The 17,863-nt window shown below is 67.4% G+C and carries 17 protein-coding genes; 13 read left to right on the forward strand and 4 right to left on the reverse strand.

Annotated elements, in window-relative coordinates; translation table 11 throughout:
* The first annotated feature begins 8 nt into the window (after positions 1 to 8).
* Complete coding sequence (locus MRBLWO13_RS11095) at positions 9 to 494, forward strand: Lrp/AsnC family transcriptional regulator (protein WP_341974055.1); 486 nt, start codon at positions 9 to 11, stop codon at positions 492 to 494.
* Between the two features lie 7 nt (positions 495 to 501).
* On the opposite strand, the gene MRBLWO13_RS11100 is transcribed toward MRBLWO13_RS11095, so the two are convergent.
* Positions 502 to 2,055 carry a phospholipid carrier-dependent glycosyltransferase gene (locus MRBLWO13_RS11100; RefSeq protein ID WP_341974056.1) on the reverse strand — a complete coding sequence of 518 codons (1,554 nt, stop codon included), beginning with the start codon at positions 2,053 to 2,055 and terminating at the stop codon, positions 502 to 504.
* Positions 2,056 to 2,090: 35 nt separating this feature from the next.
* Here MRBLWO13_RS11100 and rsmI point away from each other — a divergent pair, with 35 nt between their 5' ends.
* From rsmI to MRBLWO13_RS11155, 11 genes are all read left to right on the forward strand, one after another.
* Positions 2,091 to 2,912 carry a 16S rRNA (cytidine(1402)-2'-O)-methyltransferase gene (rsmI, locus tag MRBLWO13_RS11105; protein WP_341974057.1) on the forward strand — a complete coding sequence of 274 codons (822 nt, stop codon included), beginning with the start codon at positions 2,091 to 2,093 and terminating at the stop codon, positions 2,910 to 2,912.
* Entirely contained in the window at positions 2,909 to 3,538 is a 630-nt protein-coding gene (locus MRBLWO13_RS11110) for a class I SAM-dependent methyltransferase (protein WP_341974058.1), read from the forward strand. Before rsmI ends, MRBLWO13_RS11110 begins: the two co-directional genes overlap by 4 nt.
* 68 nt (positions 3,539 to 3,606) lie before the next feature.
* Positions 3,607 to 4,713 (forward strand): LacI family DNA-binding transcriptional regulator, encoded by a 1,107-nt coding sequence (locus MRBLWO13_RS11115; RefSeq protein WP_341974059.1) that lies wholly within the window; start codon positions 3,607 to 3,609, stop codon positions 4,711 to 4,713.
* A 143-nt stretch (positions 4,714 to 4,856) separates the two neighbouring features.
* Positions 4,857 to 6,521, forward strand: coding sequence for an ABC transporter substrate-binding protein (locus MRBLWO13_RS11120; protein WP_341974061.1), 1,665 nt, complete (start codon positions 4,857 to 4,859; stop codon positions 6,519 to 6,521).
* On the forward strand, positions 6,518 to 7,498 hold the full coding sequence (locus tag MRBLWO13_RS11125; RefSeq protein WP_341974062.1) for an ABC transporter permease: 981 nt from the start codon (positions 6,518 to 6,520) through the stop codon (positions 7,496 to 7,498). The genes MRBLWO13_RS11120 and MRBLWO13_RS11125 overlap by 4 nt, the downstream gene beginning before the upstream one ends.
* Positions 7,495 to 8,409 carry an ABC transporter permease gene (locus MRBLWO13_RS11130; protein ID WP_341974063.1) on the forward strand — a complete coding sequence of 305 codons (915 nt, stop codon included), beginning with the start codon at positions 7,495 to 7,497 and terminating at the stop codon, positions 8,407 to 8,409. Before MRBLWO13_RS11125 ends, MRBLWO13_RS11130 begins: the two co-directional genes overlap by 4 nt.
* The gene (locus MRBLWO13_RS11135) at positions 8,406 to 10,154 is read left to right on the forward strand and encodes an ABC transporter ATP-binding protein (protein ID WP_341974064.1); all 1,749 of its coding nucleotides are present in this window, start codon (positions 8,406 to 8,408) and stop codon (positions 10,152 to 10,154) included. The genes MRBLWO13_RS11130 and MRBLWO13_RS11135 overlap by 4 nt, the downstream gene beginning before the upstream one ends.
* Positions 10,155 to 10,194: 40 nt before the next feature.
* Entirely contained in the window at positions 10,195 to 11,364 is a 1,170-nt protein-coding gene (locus MRBLWO13_RS11140) for a family 1 glycosylhydrolase (RefSeq protein WP_341974065.1), read from the forward strand.
* A gap of 63 nt (positions 11,365 to 11,427) precedes the next feature.
* On the forward strand, positions 11,428 to 12,981 hold the full coding sequence (locus MRBLWO13_RS11145; protein ID WP_341974066.1) for a molybdopterin-dependent oxidoreductase: 1,554 nt from the start codon (positions 11,428 to 11,430) through the stop codon (positions 12,979 to 12,981).
* 67 nt (positions 12,982 to 13,048) lie between these two features.
* Complete coding sequence (metG, locus tag MRBLWO13_RS11150; protein ID WP_341974067.1) at positions 13,049 to 14,626, forward strand: methionine--tRNA ligase; 1,578 nt, start codon at positions 13,049 to 13,051, stop codon at positions 14,624 to 14,626.
* Between the two features lie 3 nt (positions 14,627 to 14,629).
* Complete coding sequence (locus tag MRBLWO13_RS11155; RefSeq protein ID WP_341974068.1) at positions 14,630 to 15,502, forward strand: TatD family hydrolase; 873 nt, start codon at positions 14,630 to 14,632, stop codon at positions 15,500 to 15,502.
* Here MRBLWO13_RS11155 and MRBLWO13_RS11160 read toward each other — a convergent pair.
* The 3 genes from MRBLWO13_RS11160 to MRBLWO13_RS11170 are packed head-to-tail and all read right to left on the reverse strand — an operon-like array spanning position 15,481 to position 17,203.
* Complete coding sequence (locus MRBLWO13_RS11160; RefSeq protein ID WP_341974069.1) at positions 15,481 to 16,203, reverse strand: SRPBCC domain-containing protein; 723 nt, start codon at positions 16,201 to 16,203, stop codon at positions 15,481 to 15,483. The genes MRBLWO13_RS11155 and MRBLWO13_RS11160 overlap by 22 nt on opposite strands.
* Positions 16,196 to 16,792, reverse strand: coding sequence for a helix-turn-helix domain-containing protein (locus tag MRBLWO13_RS11165; protein ID WP_341974070.1), 597 nt, complete (start codon positions 16,790 to 16,792; stop codon positions 16,196 to 16,198). The genes MRBLWO13_RS11160 and MRBLWO13_RS11165 overlap by 8 nt, the downstream gene beginning before the upstream one ends.
* A 42-nt stretch (positions 16,793 to 16,834) precedes the next feature.
* Positions 16,835 to 17,203, reverse strand: a complete 369-nt coding sequence (locus tag MRBLWO13_RS11170) for a DUF4267 domain-containing protein (RefSeq protein ID WP_341974071.1) — start codon at positions 17,201 to 17,203, stop codon at positions 16,835 to 16,837.
* Between the two features lie 80 nt (positions 17,204 to 17,283).
* Here MRBLWO13_RS11170 and MRBLWO13_RS11175 point away from each other — a divergent pair, with 80 nt between their 5' ends.
* Positions 17,284 to 17,850: a WHG domain-containing protein gene (locus MRBLWO13_RS11175; protein WP_341974072.1), complete on the forward strand. Its 567-nt coding sequence runs from the start codon at positions 17,284 to 17,286 to the stop codon at positions 17,848 to 17,850.
* Positions 17,851 to 17,863 lie beyond the last annotated feature (13 nt).

Here is a 17,863-nt window from a genome sequence, read left to right on the forward strand (position 1 = left end):
AGCGAGCCATGCGCATCGATCGGCTGGATGCTGATCTCATCCGGATGCTGACCGAGTCGCCGCAGCTTCCGGTCCTGGAGTGCGCGCGGCGGCTGGGTGTCGCCAGGGGCACCGTGACCAGCCGCCTCGCCCGTCTGCAGGAGGGCGGAGTGATCGAGGCCATCGTGCCGCGGCTGGACCCGAGCGGCTTCGGGTACGGCCTGGTCGCGTTCTGCCTCGTCGAGATCGATCAGAAGGTCGGCCACGACGACGTCGCCGTCGCGTTGGCGGATGCCGTTCCCGAGATCGTCGACATGTACACCGTGACCGGTGCCAGCGACATGCAGTTGCGGCTCGTCGCCCGCGACGCGGTGCAGCTGCAGGATGTCCTCGATCGGGTCGCCGTCGTCCCCGGGGTGGCGCGCACCGCGTCATCCATCGCGATGCGCACGCACCTTTCGGGGCGGATACTGCCGCTCGTCGCTCATGTGGCACATGAGGCGGAACAGCGATGACCTGGGTTCAGATCCAGCCCGGCATCCAGTTGTGCACGAGCCAGAACTCGTACGGGACGTTCATTCCGGTCCAGACCGGGTAGAAGAACGCCGACACCAGCACGGTGACGACAAGGAAGACCAGCACCCAGCTCTCGCCGGATCGGCGGCGGTACAGCGGATCATCCCGTTCTCCCGCGATCACCCGCAGCGTCAGCGCGAGAGCGAGCACGAGGAACGGCATCATCGTCACCGTGTAGAACTGGAAGATGGTCCGCTCCGGGATCAGCAGCCACGGCACATAGGTGACTGCGAGGCCGACCAGCGGCAACGTCATACCCGGGCCCACCGGAGCACGCCTGATCAGGCCGCGTACGAAGCGGTAGAGGAGGTAGACGGATGCGGCGACACCCCCGAACCAGATGAGCGGGTTCGGGATCGTCGAGATCACGGCGATGCAGTGATCCACGCCGCAGGCGCCTTCCTCACCGCCGACCCACACCGCCGTCGGACGCAGCAGCAGCGGCCACTGCCAGGCCGGGCTCTCGTACTGATGACCGGTGGACAACCCGACGTGGAAGCCGAGGATCGACTGGTGGTAGTTCCAGAGGGCGACGAGCGGATTCGGATCGCTCTGCCTGTCGTAGCCGCCGGCGGTCACCAGCCAACCGGTCCAGCTGATCAGATACACCGCGAGCGCCGGGAACACGACCAGAAGGAACGACACCGGGCCCTGCTTGAAGGCGGCGGCCGTCGGCCAGAACACCACACCCGCGCGGCGGCGGGCGAGGGCATCCGTGACCACCACGTACAGGCCGAGACCGGCGAGGGCGTACAGGCCCGACCATTTCACGGCCGATGCCGCGCCGAGGGCGACTCCGGCAGCGATCAGCCACGGCCGGCGCCACAGCACCGGACCCCAGAACGGGTCAGGATCGTCGGGATCGCGCCGCTCCAGGAGAGGGATCGTCCGCCTTCGATCGAGCAGCACGAACAGCGCACCGAGCACGATGAAGAACGTCAGCGACCCGTCGAGCAGAGCGACCCGGCTCATCACGATGCTGAGGCCGTCGATCGCCAGCAGCGTCCCGGCCACGGTGGCGACGACGAGCGAGCCGGACAGCTCACGCGCGATCAGGTAGACCAGCAGCACGGTGCCGGTACCGAGCAGCGCCGTCGTCAGACGCCACCCCTCACTGGCGCCAGGGCCGCCGATCGCCATGCCCAGCGCGATGATCCACTTGCCCAGAGGCGGGTGCACGACGAAGGAGCCGGCCGCCTCGAGGGGGAGGTCCTTGCCGGTCGGGAACGCTTCGTTCGCGCCGTCTCCCCAGGTGCCCTCGTAGCCGAGGGTCCACAACGACCAGGCGTCTTTCACGTAGTAGGTCTCGTCGAACGCGAGGACATGCGGATGGCCGACATTGGTGACGCGCAGCACGAGCGCGAGCATCGTCACCACGAGCGGCGCGAACCAGCGCAGCATCCGCCCCCAGTCGGGGTCGAAGAGGATGCGGTCGCGAAGTCCGCCGTATCGAGTCAATCGCTCCTGATGGGGAGGCAGGAGGGACGGGGGTGCGGTCACGGCTACAGCCTAGACAACGGACATAGGCTGAGCGAGTGATCATTCTCGCTGCCACCCCGATCGGCAACCTCGGCGACGCCTCGCGCCGCCTGATCGAGGTTCTCGAGAACGCCGAGATCGTCGCCGCCGAAGACACCCGCACCACCCAGCGCCTCCTGAAGGCGCTGAAGATCGAGAACCGGCCACGGCTGATCGCTCTGCACGACCACAACGAGAAGCAGAAGGCGGCGGAGCTGGCAACGCTCGCCGTCGAGACGGACATCGTCGTGCTGAGTGATGCCGGAATGCCCGCGATCAGTGACCCGGGTTACGGGCTGGTCGCCGAGGCCGTCGCCCAGGGCGTCACGGTCACCGCCATTCCCGGGCCCAGTGCCGTGCTCATGGCGCTCGCCATCTCCGGCCTGCCCACCGACCGGTTCACCTTCGAGGGTTTCCTGCCGCGCAAACCGGGGGAGCGGCGCTCGATGCTGCGCGCGCTCGCCGCCGAGCCGCGCACGATGCTCTTCTTCGAATCGCCCGCTCGCCTCGCCGGCGCGCTCGCCGATATGGGAGCCGCCTTCGGTGACACGCGCCGGATCGCCGTCTGCCGCGAGCTCACCAAGCTCTACGAAGAGGTCAGGCGCGGTACGGCGTCCGAGCTCGTGGAGTGGGCCTCGGCCGGAGTCAAGGGCGAGATCGTGGTCGTCGTCGAGGGCGCTCCGCACCGTGATGCGTCACCGGACGATGCGCTCGCCCAGGTGCAGACGCTGGTGGCCTCCGGCATTCGCCTGAAGGATGCGGCCGCCGAGGTCGCCGGCCTCACCGGCCTGTCCTCCCGCGACCTGTATCAGGCGGCGCTCGCCGCCCGGACCCGATGAGCGACCTGCACACCTCTGCTGATTCCGGGATCGCCGCTGCCTATGACGCCCGTGCCGCCGAGTACATCGATCTCGCCGGCACCGTCGAGCAGATGGCGCCGGCCGATCGCGCGCTGATCACGCGCTGGCGGGACGCGACGCCGGGCACCCTGTTGGATGCCGGGTGCGGGCCAGGGCACTGGACCGCGCTCCTGCACGACGGCGACCGCGAGGTCGTCGGGGTCGATCTCTGCGCGGAGTTCCTCGTTTCGGCGAGGGCGGCGTTCCCGCACCTGCGGTTCCTGGACGGAACATTCCGCGACCTCCCGTTCCCGGACGGCTCGATCGGCGGCATCCTCGCCTGGTACTCCCTGATCCACACGCCGCCCACCGACATCCCCGTCGTGCTTGCCGAGTTCGCGCGGGTCCTCGCGTCGGACGGGAGCATCCTCCTCGGCTTCTTCGACGGGGTGACGGGCACGGCGTTCCCCCATGCCGTCACCACTGCCTACTTCTGGTCGGTCGATGCCCTTGCCGAGGTCCTCGCGGAGGCGGGGTTCGAGGTCGTGGAGCAGGAGCATCGGGATCGCGGGCCCGACGAGCCGAGCCGACGCCCGCACGGTGCCGTACTCGCCCGTCGTGTCTGACGCGGGTTCCGGCGGTTCGTGGATGCCCGCCGGGTAGCCTGGGCACAGGCGGATGGAGGGAGTGAACCGTGACGAAGGCTGCGACCGTGTACGACGTCGCCGACCGCGCGGGAGTCTCGATCGCAACCGTCTCCCGGGTGCTGCGGATGCCCGATGCGGTGCGACCTGTCACCCGCGAACGTGTGCTCGACGCGGTCTCGGCACTCGGGTACGTGCCGAGCGGGAGCGCGAGAGGCCTCGCCGAGCGGCGGACCGGCGTGCTGGGACTCTACTTCCCCGGCTTCGACGCGGCCGAGGAAGCGCCGTTGCTCGATGTGCTCGCCGCCGACGGAGCGCCGACGCATCCCTTCACGATCGTGCACGACGAGGCGACGGACGTCGAGAGTCACCCGAGCATGCTCTTCCTGGACGAGGTGCTCCGCGGGGCCGAACTCGAAGCGTGGAAACAGGGGTTCGTCCTCATGATCGGCGTCGGACGCGACGATCCGGAGCGTTCCACCGTGCGCGACATGGCGGGACGGGTGGACGGGCTCATGGTCCTCGCCCGCAGCGTGCCCGACGACGTGCTCGCCAGGCTCGCCAGACGCATCCCCGTCGTGGTGCTGGCCGGGCCCCCTCGGGGAGACCGATACGACCACGTGACGGTGAGCAACACCGAGGCGATGGCCGAGCTCACCCGCCTCGTGCTCGCGCAGTCCGACGGAAGGCCGCCGGTGTTCCTGGCGGGGCCAGAGGATTCTCCGGACGGCATGCAGCGCTGGGAGGGATTCTCCGCGGCGATCGTCGAGGCCGGCATCCCGATCGACGATGTGACGGTCCTGCGGGGTGATTTCACGCGAGCGTCCGGCCGACGTGCCGCCGAAGAACTGATCGCCGCCGGACTGCCGTCAGCGCTGATGTCGGCGAACGACCAGATGGCTCTGGGCGCGCTCGATGTGTTCCGGGCCGCCGGGGTCCGCGTGCCTGAGGATCTGCTCGTCACCGGTTTCGACGGCATCGAGGCCGCGGCACTCTCGACGCCGCAGTTGACCACGGTTCGCCAACCGATGATCGAGCTCGGACGGGCGGCTGTCCAGGTACTCGCGCGCCGGCTGGAGCAGCCGGACACCGAACCCGTCTTCGTGCGTCTTCCGCTCGAGATCACCCTGCGCGACAGCTCGCTGCGGCGCCGCTGACGCGCGTCGCGTGCTTCCCCGGCCGGAGCCAAGGGGTTGCGGTCGCAAAATGTATGCGCTTACAATTGCTCTTGCGGCTGATGCCGTGCGGGTGCTCCGATCAGTGGGCGCCCTTCATGACAGAGACGACATGAGGTGGCAGGGTGTCGAAGACGCACATGTTCCGGCGCTGGCGGCGGGCCGCGGTGGTGGGCCTTGCGGCTGCGGCCGTGGTGCTCAGCGGATGCAGCATCCAGATCAGTTCGCAGCCGGATCCATCGATCGGCGACAACACGATGCTGATCAACGCGGACAAGGGGAACCCCTTCTTCACGCGGAACTTCAACCCGTACCTCACCAACACTCGTACGGCCTCGCGCTGGATCTACGAGCCCCTCATCCTGATCAACCCGCTCGACGGCACGCAGAACCCTTGGCTTGCCTCTGAATGGTCGCAACCGGACGCCCGCACGATCGTCATGACGATCCGCGACGGTGTCGAGTGGAGCGACGGCGAGGACTTCACCGCAGAGGACGTCGCGTTCACGTTCGATCTGCTGAAGGACAACCCGGCGCTCGACATCAAGGGCGCCTGGCAGCACCTCGACGGCGTCGAGGTGAAGGGCGGCGATGTCGTCTTCCGTCTGAAGGGCGAGGATGCCCCCTCGCTGTCGATTCTCGGGCAGACCATGATCGTTCCGGAGCACATCTGGTCGGACGTCGCTGATCCTGGTACCTGGCGCAACGAGGAGCCCGTCGGCACCGGGCCGTTCGTGCTCGGCAACTACAACGACCAGCAGTACTCGATGGACAGGAACCCGGACTACTGGCAGTCGGATTCGATCGAGATCGAGCACGTCGTGCTGCCGGCCACCAACTCCCAGCTCGACACCGTCACCCGGGGATACGACTGGGCCTACTCCTTCATCTCCGATGTCGAGGGCACCTGGGGAGCGGCCAGCCCGCACAACGACTGGTGGTTCCCGCCGGCCGGCGTGATCTCCCTGGTGCCGAACCTCGAGGTCGCACCCTTCGACGACGTCAACGTGCGCCGGGGGATCGCCCTTTCGCTCGACAGGGAGGAGATCGCCGAGACGGCTTCCGAGGGCTACATGCAGCCGGCGGGACAGACGGGTCTCGTGCTGCCGAACCAGGAGGAGTATCTGGACCCGGAGATCCCTGACGGCGGGATGATCGCCCAGGATGCGGATGCCGCGCTGGCGGCCTTCGCCGAGTCCGGTTACACGCTGCAGGGCGATCGACTGGTCGGTGCCGACGGCGAGCAGCTGGAGTTCTCCCTCACCACGGCCAACGGCTTCTCCGACTGGACGCGCGCCGCGCAGGCCGTGCAGCGACAGCTCGCGGCGGTCGGTGTGAAGGTCACCTTGAAACTCCCGCAGCCGGCGGGCTACCAGAGCGCCATCAGCAACGGCGACTTCGAGATGGCCATCGGCGGGATGGGGAACGGCGACGTCTACCAGGCGTACAACGGTCTCCTCTCCAGCGAGTTCTACGTCCCCTCGGGAGAGACGACCTCGAACAACTTCCAGCGCTACCGCTCGGAGGAGGCCGACGCCCTGCTGGCCGAGTACCGCGCCACGGTGGACCCTGCCAGGCAGAAGGAGATCGTGCACGAGTTGCAGGCCATCGTCTATGACGACCTGCCAGTGATCGGGCTCTACTACGGCGGAATCTGGGGCCTGTTCAACGACGCCAAATTCACCGGTTGGCCCTCAGAGGAGGACCCGTACATGATTCCGCAGAACTACGATTCGGCGCCGCTGATGATCTTCACGCGGCTCGAGCGAGTGAAGGAGGAGGGCCAGTGAAGTACCTGCTCCAGAAGCTCGGACTGTTCCTGCTCACGCTGTGGGCGGCGATCACCCTGAACTTCTTCCTGCCACGGCTGATGCCGGGCTCGCCCGCAGACGCGGCGCTCGCGAAGCTGTCACAGAACGGCCCGGTCTCCGACGCCACGCGCGCGGCGATCGAGGCGCAGCTGGGTGTCCCCACCGGATCGATGTGGGATCAGTACATCGCCTACCTCGGCCAGGTGGCACGTCTGGACTTCGGCGTCTCGTACACCTTCTATCCGCAGAGCGTGGCGAGCATGGTCTCGACGGCGCTGCCGTACACGCTCGTCCTCGTCGGGATCGTCACGATCCTGGCATTCGTCATCGGCACGCTCATCGGTGTCGCGGCCGCATGGCGACGCGGCACCTGGCTGGATGCGCTGCCCACGCTCACCGGATCCTTCCTCAGCACGTTCCCGTACTTCTGGACCGCTCTGCTCCTGCTGTTCTTCCTCGGATACGTGCTGCACTGGTTCCCGACGACCGGGGCATACTCGGCGACGACGACACCCGGGTTCACCGGCGAGTTCATCGCCGACCTCGCCCGACACGCGGTGCTTCCGGCGCTCACGATCCTGCTCACCTCATTGGGCGGCTGGATCATCGGCATGCGCAACGCGATGATCAACACCCTCGGCGAGGACTACGTCACGTTCGCGGAGGCGAACGGGCTGCACGGGCGCACCATCGCGCTTCGGTACGCGGCCCGAAACGCCATCCTTCCCAACCTCACCGGCTTCGGGCTCACGCTCGGCGGGGTGGTGGGCGGATCGATCCTCGTCGAGCAGGTGTTCGGCTATCCCGGTATCGGATATCTGCTCTTCAACGCCGTGATCGGGCAGGACTACCCGCTCATGCAGGCGCTCTTCCTGATGATCACCGTGAGCGTGCTCATCGCCAACTTCCTCGTCGACATCCTGTACGGCGTACTGGACCCAAGGACCCGCCGATGACCTCCACGATGAACGTCAAAGTGCCCGTGAACCGGATCGCCGCGCCCAGTCGATGGCGATCGATCGGACGGATGGTCGGAACCCTGTGGAGCAATGGCAAAGCTCGCCTCGGACTCTGCATCCTCGCGTTCTTCGTCCTTGTGGCGGTGTTCGCCCCGCTCATCGCGCCCTACGGTCCCAAGGAGAACGGATTCGAGCGCAACGCCGATGCCTCGGCGGCGCACTGGCTGGGCACCACGGCCGCCGGTGAAGACGTGCTCAGCCAGCTCGTCTACGGCGCGCAGATCAGCCTGCTGGTCGGTTTTGCCGCCGGCATCCTCTCCACGATCGTCGCCGTCCTCATCGGGCTGAGCTGGGGCTACATGCGCGGCTTCGCCGGCGAGGCCGTGGGCTTCGTCGTCAACCTGTTCCTCGTGATCCCCGGGTTGCCGCTCATGATCGTCATCGCCGCATATCTGCAGAACGGCGGCATCCGGATGATCATCGCCGTGATCGTCGTGACCGGCTGGGCATGGGGCGCTCGCGTCCTTCGCAGCCAGACGCAGTCGCTGCGGGGCAACGACTTCGTGGCCTCGGCGCAGTTCTCCGGTGACAGCCCGGCACGGATCGTCTTCCGAGAGATCCTGCCGAACATGACGTCGATCATCGCCGGAACGCTCTTCGGTGCGGCGACCGCGGCGATCCTCGCCGAAGCCGGCCTCGAGTTCCTCGGGCTCGGCGACTCCAGCATCGTCAGCTGGGGAACGATGCTCTACTGGGCGCAGAACTCCAACTCCCTGCTGACGGGGCAGTGGCTGCTGCTGTTCGCTCCGGGTCTGTGCATCGCCCTGCTGGCGCTGAGCCTCACACTCATCAACTTCGGCGTGGATGGCATTTCCAATCCGCGCCTGCGGGAAGGAAAGGGACGATGAGCGTGAATACGCCGACATCGGTCGCAGCGAATGCACCCGCCGCCACGGACGAGCGGGAGATCCTGCTCGACGTCCAGGAGCTCTCGGTCGAGTACGCCTCGCCGGGTGCGGTGCCCGTCACCGCCGTCGAGGACGTGTCGTTCACTCTTCGCCGCGGTGAGTTCGTCGGTCTCGTCGGCGAATCCGGCTCGGGCAAGTCGACGCTCGGGTTCGCGTTGACGAGGCTGCAGAAGCCGCCGGCCCGGATCAGCGGCGGCCGGATCCTGTTCGCGGGCCGCGACGTCCGCGAATTGGATGCGGAAGAACTGCGCCGCCAACGGCAGGGCGGTTTCGCCATGGTCCTCCAGTCCGGGATGAACGCGCTCAACCCCGTGCGCACCGTGGGCGCCCACTTCCGCGACGTCTTCGCCGCCCACGGCCACGTGCCCCGGGAGGAAAGGGAGGAGCGTGCCCGCGACCTGGTCGGCAAGATGGGACTCGACCCCGACGTGCTGAAGCGGTACCCGGGGGAGTTGTCCGGAGGGATGCGGCAGCGTGCGTCGATCGCGATCGCGCTGTCTCTGGAACCGCAGCTCATGGTCTTCGATGAGCCGACGACCGCGCTGGACGTTCTGGTCCAGCACGCCGTCATGGACACGATCCGCGATCTGCAGCGGGCCGAGCAGTTCACGGCCATCCTCATCAGCCACGATCTCGGGATCGTGCTGGAGGCGACGGACCGCGTCATGGTGATGCACGAGGGCCGGATCGTCGAAGACGCACCCAGCCGTGACATCCTGATGCACCCGAAGGACGAGTACACGCGGATGCTGCTGAGCCACTACGCGGACCCGCGCGCCGAGACGATCTCGATCCCCGGATTCGTCGACCTCGGCACGCGGCGACGTGAGGGCACGTTGCGCACAGACGTCACCGAGACGCAGCCGACGGTGTCGCAGCGTCACGAGCGTCGAGCCGACGCCGCGATCGTGGTCGACGGCGTCTCCAAGGTGTATCCGCCGCCCCGGCGCGGTCAGGGGCCCGTCACCGCGGTCGACGACGTCTCGTTCCGTCTGGAACCGGGTGAGGCGCTCGCGCTCGTCGGTGCCTCGGGCTCGGGCAAGTCGACGATCGCGAAGCTGCTCACCGGTATCGAGAAGCCGACCTCCGGATCGGTGCGCTTCGGCGACGTCGATGTGGCTTCCCTGCGCCGTCGCGGTCTGCGTGATCTTCGCAAGGACCTGCAGATGGTGTTCCAGGACCCGTACTCGGCCTTGAACCCGCTGCACACCGTGGAGTACGCGCTCACTCGTCCCGTGGTCAACTACACCCCCCTGCGGGGACAGGAAGCCAAGGCCCGCGTGCTCGAACTTCTGGAGACGGTCGGGCTCACACCGGTCGAGCAGTTCGCCGCCAAGCTGCCCCACCAGTTGTCGGGAGGACAGCGACAGCGCGTCGTGATCGCGCGTGCCCTCGCCAGCGACCCGCAGGTGCTCATCGCCGATGAGCCGGTGTCGATGCTCGATGTCTCGCTGCGCGCCGGGGTGCTCGCGTTGCTGGAGGACCTGCGGGAGCGCTGGGGCATCAGCATGCTCTACATCACGCACGATCTGCTCAGCGCTCGCCTGGTCACCGAGAACATCCTGGTGCTCAACAGCGGGCGCGTGGTCGAACGAGGCGAGACCGCGCATGTGCTCCAGCATCCGGAGGATCCGTACACCGTCCAGCTTCTCGATGCCGTACCCAATCCGGCGCGCGCCCGCTGACCGCGCCGCTGGTCTGTTCATGATGACGAAAGGAGCACCCGTGCTCGAATTCCCCGATGGCTTCCTCTGGGGAGCCGCGACAGCGGCCCACCAAGTGGAGGGGAACAACACCACCAGCAACTGGTGGGCGATGGAGCATGCCCCTGGATCGCCGATGGTCGAGCCGTCCGGTGACGCGGCCGACCATTTCCACCGGTACCCGGAAGACATGCGCCTTCTCGCGGAGGCCGGGCTGAACTCCTACCGCTTCTCGGTGGAATGGGCGCGGATCGAACCGGAGCGCGGGTTCATCTCGCGGGCGATGCTCGATCACTACCGACGCATGATCGACACGGCGCGCGAGCACGGACTCGACCCGACGGTCACCCTGATGCACTTCACGGTGCCGCAGTGGTTCCAGCGCGACGGCTTCTGGCGTGCGGACGACGCCGTCGACCTCTTCTCCCGCTACGTGGAGACGGTGCTGCCGATCCTGGACGGCGTCGACTACGTCTGCACGATCAACGAGCCGAACATCGCTGCGATGCTCGCCGGAGGCGAGGAGGCATCGAACCTGGTCGCGTTCGGGCTCCCGCGCCCTGATCTCGGAGTTGCGGACACGCTGCTCGCCGCGCATCGAAGGGCGTCCGAGATCCTGCACACGGTCACAGGCGTCAAGGCCGGTTGGACGATCGCCACTCAGGCCTTCCACTCCACGGGCGAGCCGGGGGCCGACGAGATGCTCGCGGAGTACGGTGACCCGCGGGATCACTGGTACCTGGAGCAGTCCGCCGGCGACGACTTCGTCGGCGTGCAGGCATACACCCGCACCTTCATCGGGCCGGAGGGGCCTCGCCCGGTCGCGGATGACGTGGAGACCACGCTCACCGGCTGGGAGTTCTTCCCGCCGGCCCTCGAGATGGGTGTGCGCAGCGCTTGGGAGTTGAGCGGGGGAGTGCCCGTGCTTGTCACCGAGAACGGCATCGCGACCTCCGACGACACCCGCCGCATCGCCTACACTCAGGGGGCTCTGGAGGGGCTGCACCGCGCGATCGCCGACGGCATCGAGGTGCGCGGGTACCAGCACTGGAGCGCTCTGGACAACTACGAGTGGGCCAGCGGCTTCGCACCGACCTTCGGGTTGATCGCGTTCGACCACGAGACGTTCGCCCGTACGCCCAAGCCCGCCCTGGCATGGTTGGGGGAGGTCGCCCGCCGCAACGGGCTGTGAGACGACGGCCGCGGATCGTTCCCCATCCGGTCTTCTGGTCGGCGTCAGGGCTACGCTCAGGTCATGGCGCAGGGCAGTGGGACACGCGATGGTTACCGGGCCGCGGCCGCTGGGCTCGCCGCCGTGACGTTCGGTGCGGGGCTCGGTGAGCTGAGCGCCGCGCTGTTCCTGCCGGCCGCGAGTCCGTTCGCCGTGATCGGCGGCGCACTGATCGACATCGCGCCGAGCTGGGCGAAGGACCTCGCCATCGCTCTCTTCGACACCTTCGACAAGGCGGCGCTGCTGATCGGCATCGCGGTGGTGCTCGCCGCGATCGCCGCCGCCGCCGGCTTGCTCGAGCGGCGTCGTGCCGGTGCCGGCGTCGTGATCGTGGGTGCGATCGGCGTCGTCGGTGCGGCGATCGCGATGACGCGCACCGGTGCCGGCGCCTTCTCGTGGGCGCCGTCGGCCGTCGCGGGTGCCGCGGCGATCGTCGCCCTGCGGATGCTCATCCGGCGCCTGCGTCCGGACCCCGCCCTTGCCGCACCTGTGGGCGGGGAGAGCCGACCGATCGACCGTCGCCGCTTCCTGATCTGGACGGCCGCGGCCGGGGCTGTCGGAGTGGTCGCTCTCGTCGCCGCGAACGTGGCGCACGGAGCATCCCGCTCGATCGAGGCGATCAGGAAGGCGTTGCGCCTGCCGACGGCCGCGGAACGAGCAGCGCCGATCCCGGCCGGCGCGGAGCTGGACATTCCCGGCTTGGCGCCGCTGGTGACGCCGAACCGCGACTTCTATCGCATCGACACCGCTCTCGTCGTGCCGCAGGTCGACCCGGCGGAGTGGTCGCTGCGGATCCACGGAATGGTCGATCGCGAACTCGTGATCACCTGGGATGAGCTGCTCGCGCTGCCGATGCAGGAAGCGGACGTCACGCTGGCGTGCGTGTCGAACGACGTGGGCGGCTCGCTGATCGGGAACGCCCGCTGGCTCGGGCATCCCCTTCGAGAACTGCTCGCCCGCGCCGGAGTCGCGGACGATGCCGACATGGTTCTCTCGACCTCGGTGGACGGATTCACCGCCTCCACGCCCCTGGAGGTGCTCACCGATGACCGCGACTCGCTTCTCGCGATCGGAATGAACGGTGAGCCCCTGCCCGTCGAACACGGATTTCCGGTGCGCATGGTGGTGCCGGGGCTCTACGGTTACGTGTCCGCGACGAAGTGGGTCACCCAGCTGGAAGTCACTCGATTCGACCGGGTCGATGCGTACTGGACGACCCGCGGATGGGATGCGCGCGGTCCGATCAAATTGCAGTCGCGCATCGACGTTCCTCGCCGGGGACGGCAGATAGACCCCGGCGAGACGATGATCGCCGGTATGGCCTGGCAGCAGCACGTCGGCGTCCGCGGCGTGGAGGTGCGCGTCGACGGCGGCTCCTGGATGACGGCCGACCTCGCAACGGCGATCTCGGACGACACCTGGGTGCAGTGGAGCGTGCCGTGGACGGCCGAGAGCGGCGATCATCAGATCGAGTGCCGGGCGATCAGCGCCACCGGTGACACCCAGACCTCGAACCGTACCCCGCCGGCTCCCAACGGCGCAGAGGGGTGGCACCGCATCTCCGTGTCGGTCGCCTGATCGCAGCAGAGCGCGCTGTGCCGCCGGGCGCGTAACGACCCCCGGCATCCCGCCTAGAATTGTCCGCATGCCCGCAGGCGAATCGTTCTATATCACCACGCCCATCTACTACCCCTCCGATGTGCCGCACATCGGCCACGGGTACACGACGGTGGCCGTCGACACCCTCGCACGGTGGCACCGCCAGGCCGGGGATGACACCTGGATGCTCACCGGAACGGATGAGCACGGCCAGAAGATGCTGCGCGCGGCCGCGGCGAACAACGTCACGCCGCAGGAATGGGTCGACAAGCTCGTCAGCGAGGCATGGTTCCCGCTGCTGGACACGCTCGACGTCGCCAACGACGACTTCATCCGCACCACGCAGGAGCGCCACGAGATCAACGTGCAGACGTTCTTCCAGCGCCTGTACGACCGCGGCTACATCTACGCAGGCGAGTACGAGGCGCTCTACTGCGTCGGCTGCGAGGAGTTCAAGCCCGAGTCCGAGATCGTCGACGGCACTGGTCCCTTCGAAGGGCTGAAGGTCTGTGCGATCCACTCCAAGCCCCTCGAACTGCTGCAGGAGAAGAACTACTTCTTCAAGCTCAGCGAGTTCCAGGACCGCCTGCTCGAGCTCTACAAGACCCAGCCCGACTTCGTGCGTCCCGACTCCGCGCGCAACGAGGTCGTCTCGTTCGTGAGCCAGGGTCTGAAGGACCTCTCCATCTCGCGTTCCACGTTCGACTGGGGCATCCCGCTGCCGTGGGACGAGTCGCACGTCATCTACGTGTGGGTCGACGCGCTGCTGAACTACGCCACCGCGATCGGCTACGGCTCCGATCAGGAGACCTTCGATCGTCGCTGGCCCGCGTATCACGTGGTCGGCAAGGACATCCTGCGCTTCCACGCCGTCATCTGGCCGGCGCTGCTGATGGCTGCGGGGCTCGAGGTGCCGAAGGGCGTCTTCGCCCACGGCTGGCTGCTCGTCGGCGGCGAGAAGATGTCGAAGTCGAAGCTCACCGGTATCGCGCCGACCGAGATCACCGACGTCTTCGGCTCCGACGCGTACCGCTTCTACTTCCTCTCGGCGATCGCCTTCGGGCAGGACGGTTCGTTCTCCTGGGAGGACCTGTCCGCTCGCTACCAGGCGGAGCTCGCGAACGGATTCGGCAACCTCGCATCGCGCACGACAGCGATGATCGAGAAGTACTTCGAGGGGATCGTGCCCCCGGCCGCGGAGTACACGGAGCAGGATCTCACGATTCAGAAGATCGTCGCAGATGCGGCATCGAAGGCGGATGCCGCCGTCGACCTGTTCCGCATCGACGAGGCCATCGCAGCGATCTGGACGATCGTCGATGCGCTGAACGGCTACATCACCGATAACGAGCCCTGGGCGCTGGCCCGCGATGAAGAGAAGCGCGCGCGCCTCGGCACCGTGCTCTACACCTGCGCCGAGGGTCTTCGGGCTCTCGCGGTGCTGCTGTCGCCGGTGATGCCCCAGGCCACGGAGAAGCTCTGGATCGCACTCGGCGCCGCTGAGACGCTCGGCCGACTTCAGGACCAGCCGATCCGCGAGGCGGGCAACTGGGGCACCCTGCGTCCCGGAACCAGCGTCAACGGGCTCGCCCCGCTGTTCCCGCGCGTGGAGTCCACTGCCTGAGCCATGGTCTACGTGCAGCAGAGGTCGGGCGACGGGCGCAAAGACCTGCGGTATCCGGCGGCGCCCGAACCACTGGCGGTGCCGATGTACGACAATCACGCGCACCTGGAGATCGTCGACGGCGATGAGCCGCTCTCGCTGACCGAGCAGCTCGATCGTGCCCAGGCCGTCGGCATCGTCGGCGTCGTGCAGGCGTCGGGAGACATCGAATCCTCGCGCTGGGCGGTGGATGCCGCGGCATCCGACCCTCGCGTGCTGGCCGCCGTCGCCATCCACCCGAACGATGCACCGACGTATGCCGCGAACGGCACGCTCGATGCGGCCATCGCGACGATCGACGAGCTCGCCGGGCATCCGCGTGCGCGGGCGATCGGGGAGACGGGGCTGGATTTCTTCCGTACGGGACCTGAGGGCCACGACGCGCAGTTCACCTCCTTCGAGGCGCATATCGCCCTGGCGAAGAAGCACGGCATCGCGATGCAGATCCACGACCGTGACGCGCACGACGCCGTGCTGGAGACGCTGGTCCGCGTCGGCGCCCCGGAGCGCACGGTGTTCCATTGCTTCTCCGGCGATGAGGACATGGCCCGGATCTGCGCGGACGCCGGCTATTACCTGTCCTTCGCCGGCAACGTCACGTTCAAGAACGCGCAGAACCTGCGTGATGCCCTCAAGGTCACGCCGGTGGAGCGGATCCTGATCGAAACCGATGCGCCGTTCCTCACGCCGGTGCCGCTACGTGGCCGGCCGAACGCGCCGTACCTCGTGCCGATCACGCTGCGCTTCATGGCCGCGGAGCTCGGGCTTGAGGTCGACGAGTTCGCCGCCCAGGTCGCCGCGAACACGCTCGCGGTCTACGGTTCCTTCGAGGACTGAGCGCGCTCGTCGACGGTTTCGGCGTCGGAGCTGTGCCACCAGGCACCCCACCGGTCGCGGAGCTCTGAGAAGCGATCCTCGTCGACGCCGTAGAGGCTGAGGAGCGCCATCACCTCGTCGGAGGCTCCATCGCGATGGAGCACCAGCAGCGCGTCATTCCACTCGGACACCGTCAGACCGAGCTGGTGGTCGGACCTGAACCAGACACGGCCGCCGGCGATCCCGCCGGCGAGCGATCCCTCGTACGGGGCTCCTGCGAGCGGTCGCGGGTCGTCGGAGATCGCCGCCAGCGCGGAAGGCGCCTTTCCGCGCAGGAGGACAGTGCGACGAGCAGCGCGCGGGTGGCGTTCCACGGCGAACTGCAGCTGATGGATGAACGTGATCCACCCTTCGGTGATCTCGTCGTAGTACCGCGCCCAGTCCGGGTCGTCTTCCGGTGCCGCACGAGTCAGCGTCACGCGCGTGCCGCCTTCGACCTGTTCCAGATCGATCGTGTCGCCGCCGTTCAGATCGATCCGGTGCTCGCCGACCGTCACATCGGTGAAGTAGATCAGGTCGATCTCCTGGTCCAGGCTTCCGTCCGGTCCGCCGTCGAACACCCAGCCGTGCCAGTGCCTGATGCGGTCCTTGTCTCGGAGGGCGCTCCAGACCTCGCTCACCGGTGCGGCGATGGTCACGCGGATCCTGGGTGTTTCAGACATCGTTCTCGCCTCTCTCTTCCTGTTTCTCGGCCTGAGGGCTTGCTGGTGCCGGGTGAGTACCGGCGACGAAGCGGTATGGCCGCCCGCCGGCGGAGTCGAAGGATTCGACGGTACGGCGTACGGCATCGGTCAGCGCATCCGCGAACCGGTGAAGATCACCGGGCTCCGCGAATCGCACCTCGGCCTCGATCGTGAAGGTCAGCAGCCGCTGTCCGGTTTCGTCGGCCTTGGCCTGCATCCGGGCGACGTCGCGTACGGTACCTGCAGCCACCTGCACAAGATGTTCGGCGGCGTACTGATCATGGATGCCATCGAAGGCGCGCCCCATGACTCCAGGATCGACGATGAGCGTCGACTGAGATGCGCGGTAGACGCGCTCGGTGAAGCCGCGGCGCTGCCGCTCCTCGACGAGTTCGATCAGGCCTGCCTTCTCCAGTTCCTTCACGTGATAGTTGATCTGCTGTCGGGGGAGGCCGAGCTCCTCGGAGAGGCGGATCGCCGAGGAGGGCTCGCGGAGCAGGCCCAGCAGTCGCCGGCGTATCGGGGACAGTGCTGTGCGCACCACATCGGGTTCGTCGAGGTACTTCACATGGACAGTCTGCGGCTAGACAAATAAATCTGTCAAGAGCGTTCAGAGCACGAGCAGACCTGCGGCGATCAGCATGGCCACCGCGGTGCTGACGTGCACCGAGTACGCCGTCTTCTTGCTGCCCTTGTTCGCGAGGATGATGCAGGCGTCTCCGAACGGGATCACCGCCATCGGCAGGAGTGCCAGCGGGAGCTGTGTCGGCGCGAAGAGGGCGAAGGCGATGAGGGTCAAGCCGGTGCCGATGTCGCGGATCCCCTTGACCTGCCACCAACCGCGAGCATCCGGCGACGGAAGGGTGGGCAGTCCAAACCCGGAAGCATTGCCTTCGTGCTTCATCAGGTAGGCGATGCCGATTCCGATGATGCCGACTGCGCCGGTCCAGCTGAGGACCATTCCGATCACGTGCAACATAAGTGAACCTTTCATAAGTAGAAGATCTAACAACGATAGATCATCGAACAGGAAAAAGCTATCAGTGATAGAATTCGAGCATGGGAGTGCAGGAGCGCAAAGCGCGAGACCGCCAGGACCGTGAGCAGCGCATCGTCACCCGCGCGCGGGAGATCGCCGAACGCGATGGCTGGTCGGCGGTGACGACACGCCGCCTCGCCGGCGAGATCGAGTACAGCCCGCCGGTTCTCTACGGCCACTTCCCTGACGGCAGGGACGGCATCGTGAACGCCGTGGCGCTGTCGGGATTCCGCGACTTCACCGCCGCGATGCGTGAGGCATCGGGAGGAGTGGAGGGCGCACAACGGGTGAGGGCGTTCGTGGAGGCCTATCTCGCCTTCGCGGCAGAGCATCCGGCCACCTACGAGGCGATGTTCTCGATGCGTCTCGCCGTCGAGTTCGCTCAGGAATCGACACCGCAGGAGCTGCGTGAGGGATTCGCGGTGCTCGTCGCTGTCGTCGGCGGCAAGAGCGATGCGGACGCGGCGACGCGAGGCGAGGTCTTCTGGAGCGGGCTGCACGGGATCGCGGTGCTGGCCCGTGAGCGCCGCCTCGCACCGGAGAACCATGGTGCTCGCGTCGACACTCTCGTCGATCTCTTCAGCTGAAGCGCCCAGGCGT

This window comes from Microbacterium sp. LWO13-1.2, assembly GCF_038397725.1.
In the GTDB taxonomy this organism is placed as follows: Bacteria; Actinomycetota; Actinomycetes; order Actinomycetales; family Microbacteriaceae; genus Microbacterium.

Coding starts and splice junctions, on each gene's coding strand:
- MRBLWO13_RS11145 (WP_341974066.1), top strand. CDS start 11,428: ATGGCGCAGGGCAGTGGGACACGCGATGGTTACCGGGCCGCGGCCGCT.
- MRBLWO13_RS11155 (WP_341974068.1), top strand. CDS start 14,630: ATGGTCTACGTGCAGCAGAGGTCGGGCGACGGGCGCAAAGACCTGCGG.
- MRBLWO13_RS11160 (WP_341974069.1), bottom strand. CDS start 16,203: ATGTCTGAAACACCCAGGATCCGCGTGACCATCGCCGCACCGGTGAGC.
- MRBLWO13_RS11110 (WP_341974058.1), top strand. CDS start 2,909: ATGAGCGACCTGCACACCTCTGCTGATTCCGGGATCGCCGCTGCCTAT.
- MRBLWO13_RS11130 (WP_341974063.1), top strand. CDS start 7,495: ATGACCTCCACGATGAACGTCAAAGTGCCCGTGAACCGGATCGCCGCG.
- MRBLWO13_RS11135 (WP_341974064.1), top strand. CDS start 8,406: ATGAGCGTGAATACGCCGACATCGGTCGCAGCGAATGCACCCGCCGCC.
- MRBLWO13_RS11175 (WP_341974072.1), top strand. CDS start 17,284: ATGGGAGTGCAGGAGCGCAAAGCGCGAGACCGCCAGGACCGTGAGCAG.
- MRBLWO13_RS11170 (WP_341974071.1), bottom strand. CDS start 17,203: ATGTTGCACGTGATCGGAATGGTCCTCAGCTGGACCGGCGCAGTCGGC.
- metG (WP_341974067.1), top strand. CDS start 13,049: ATGCCCGCAGGCGAATCGTTCTATATCACCACGCCCATCTACTACCCC.
- MRBLWO13_RS11095 (WP_341974055.1), top strand. CDS start 9: ATGCGCATCGATCGGCTGGATGCTGATCTCATCCGGATGCTGACCGAG.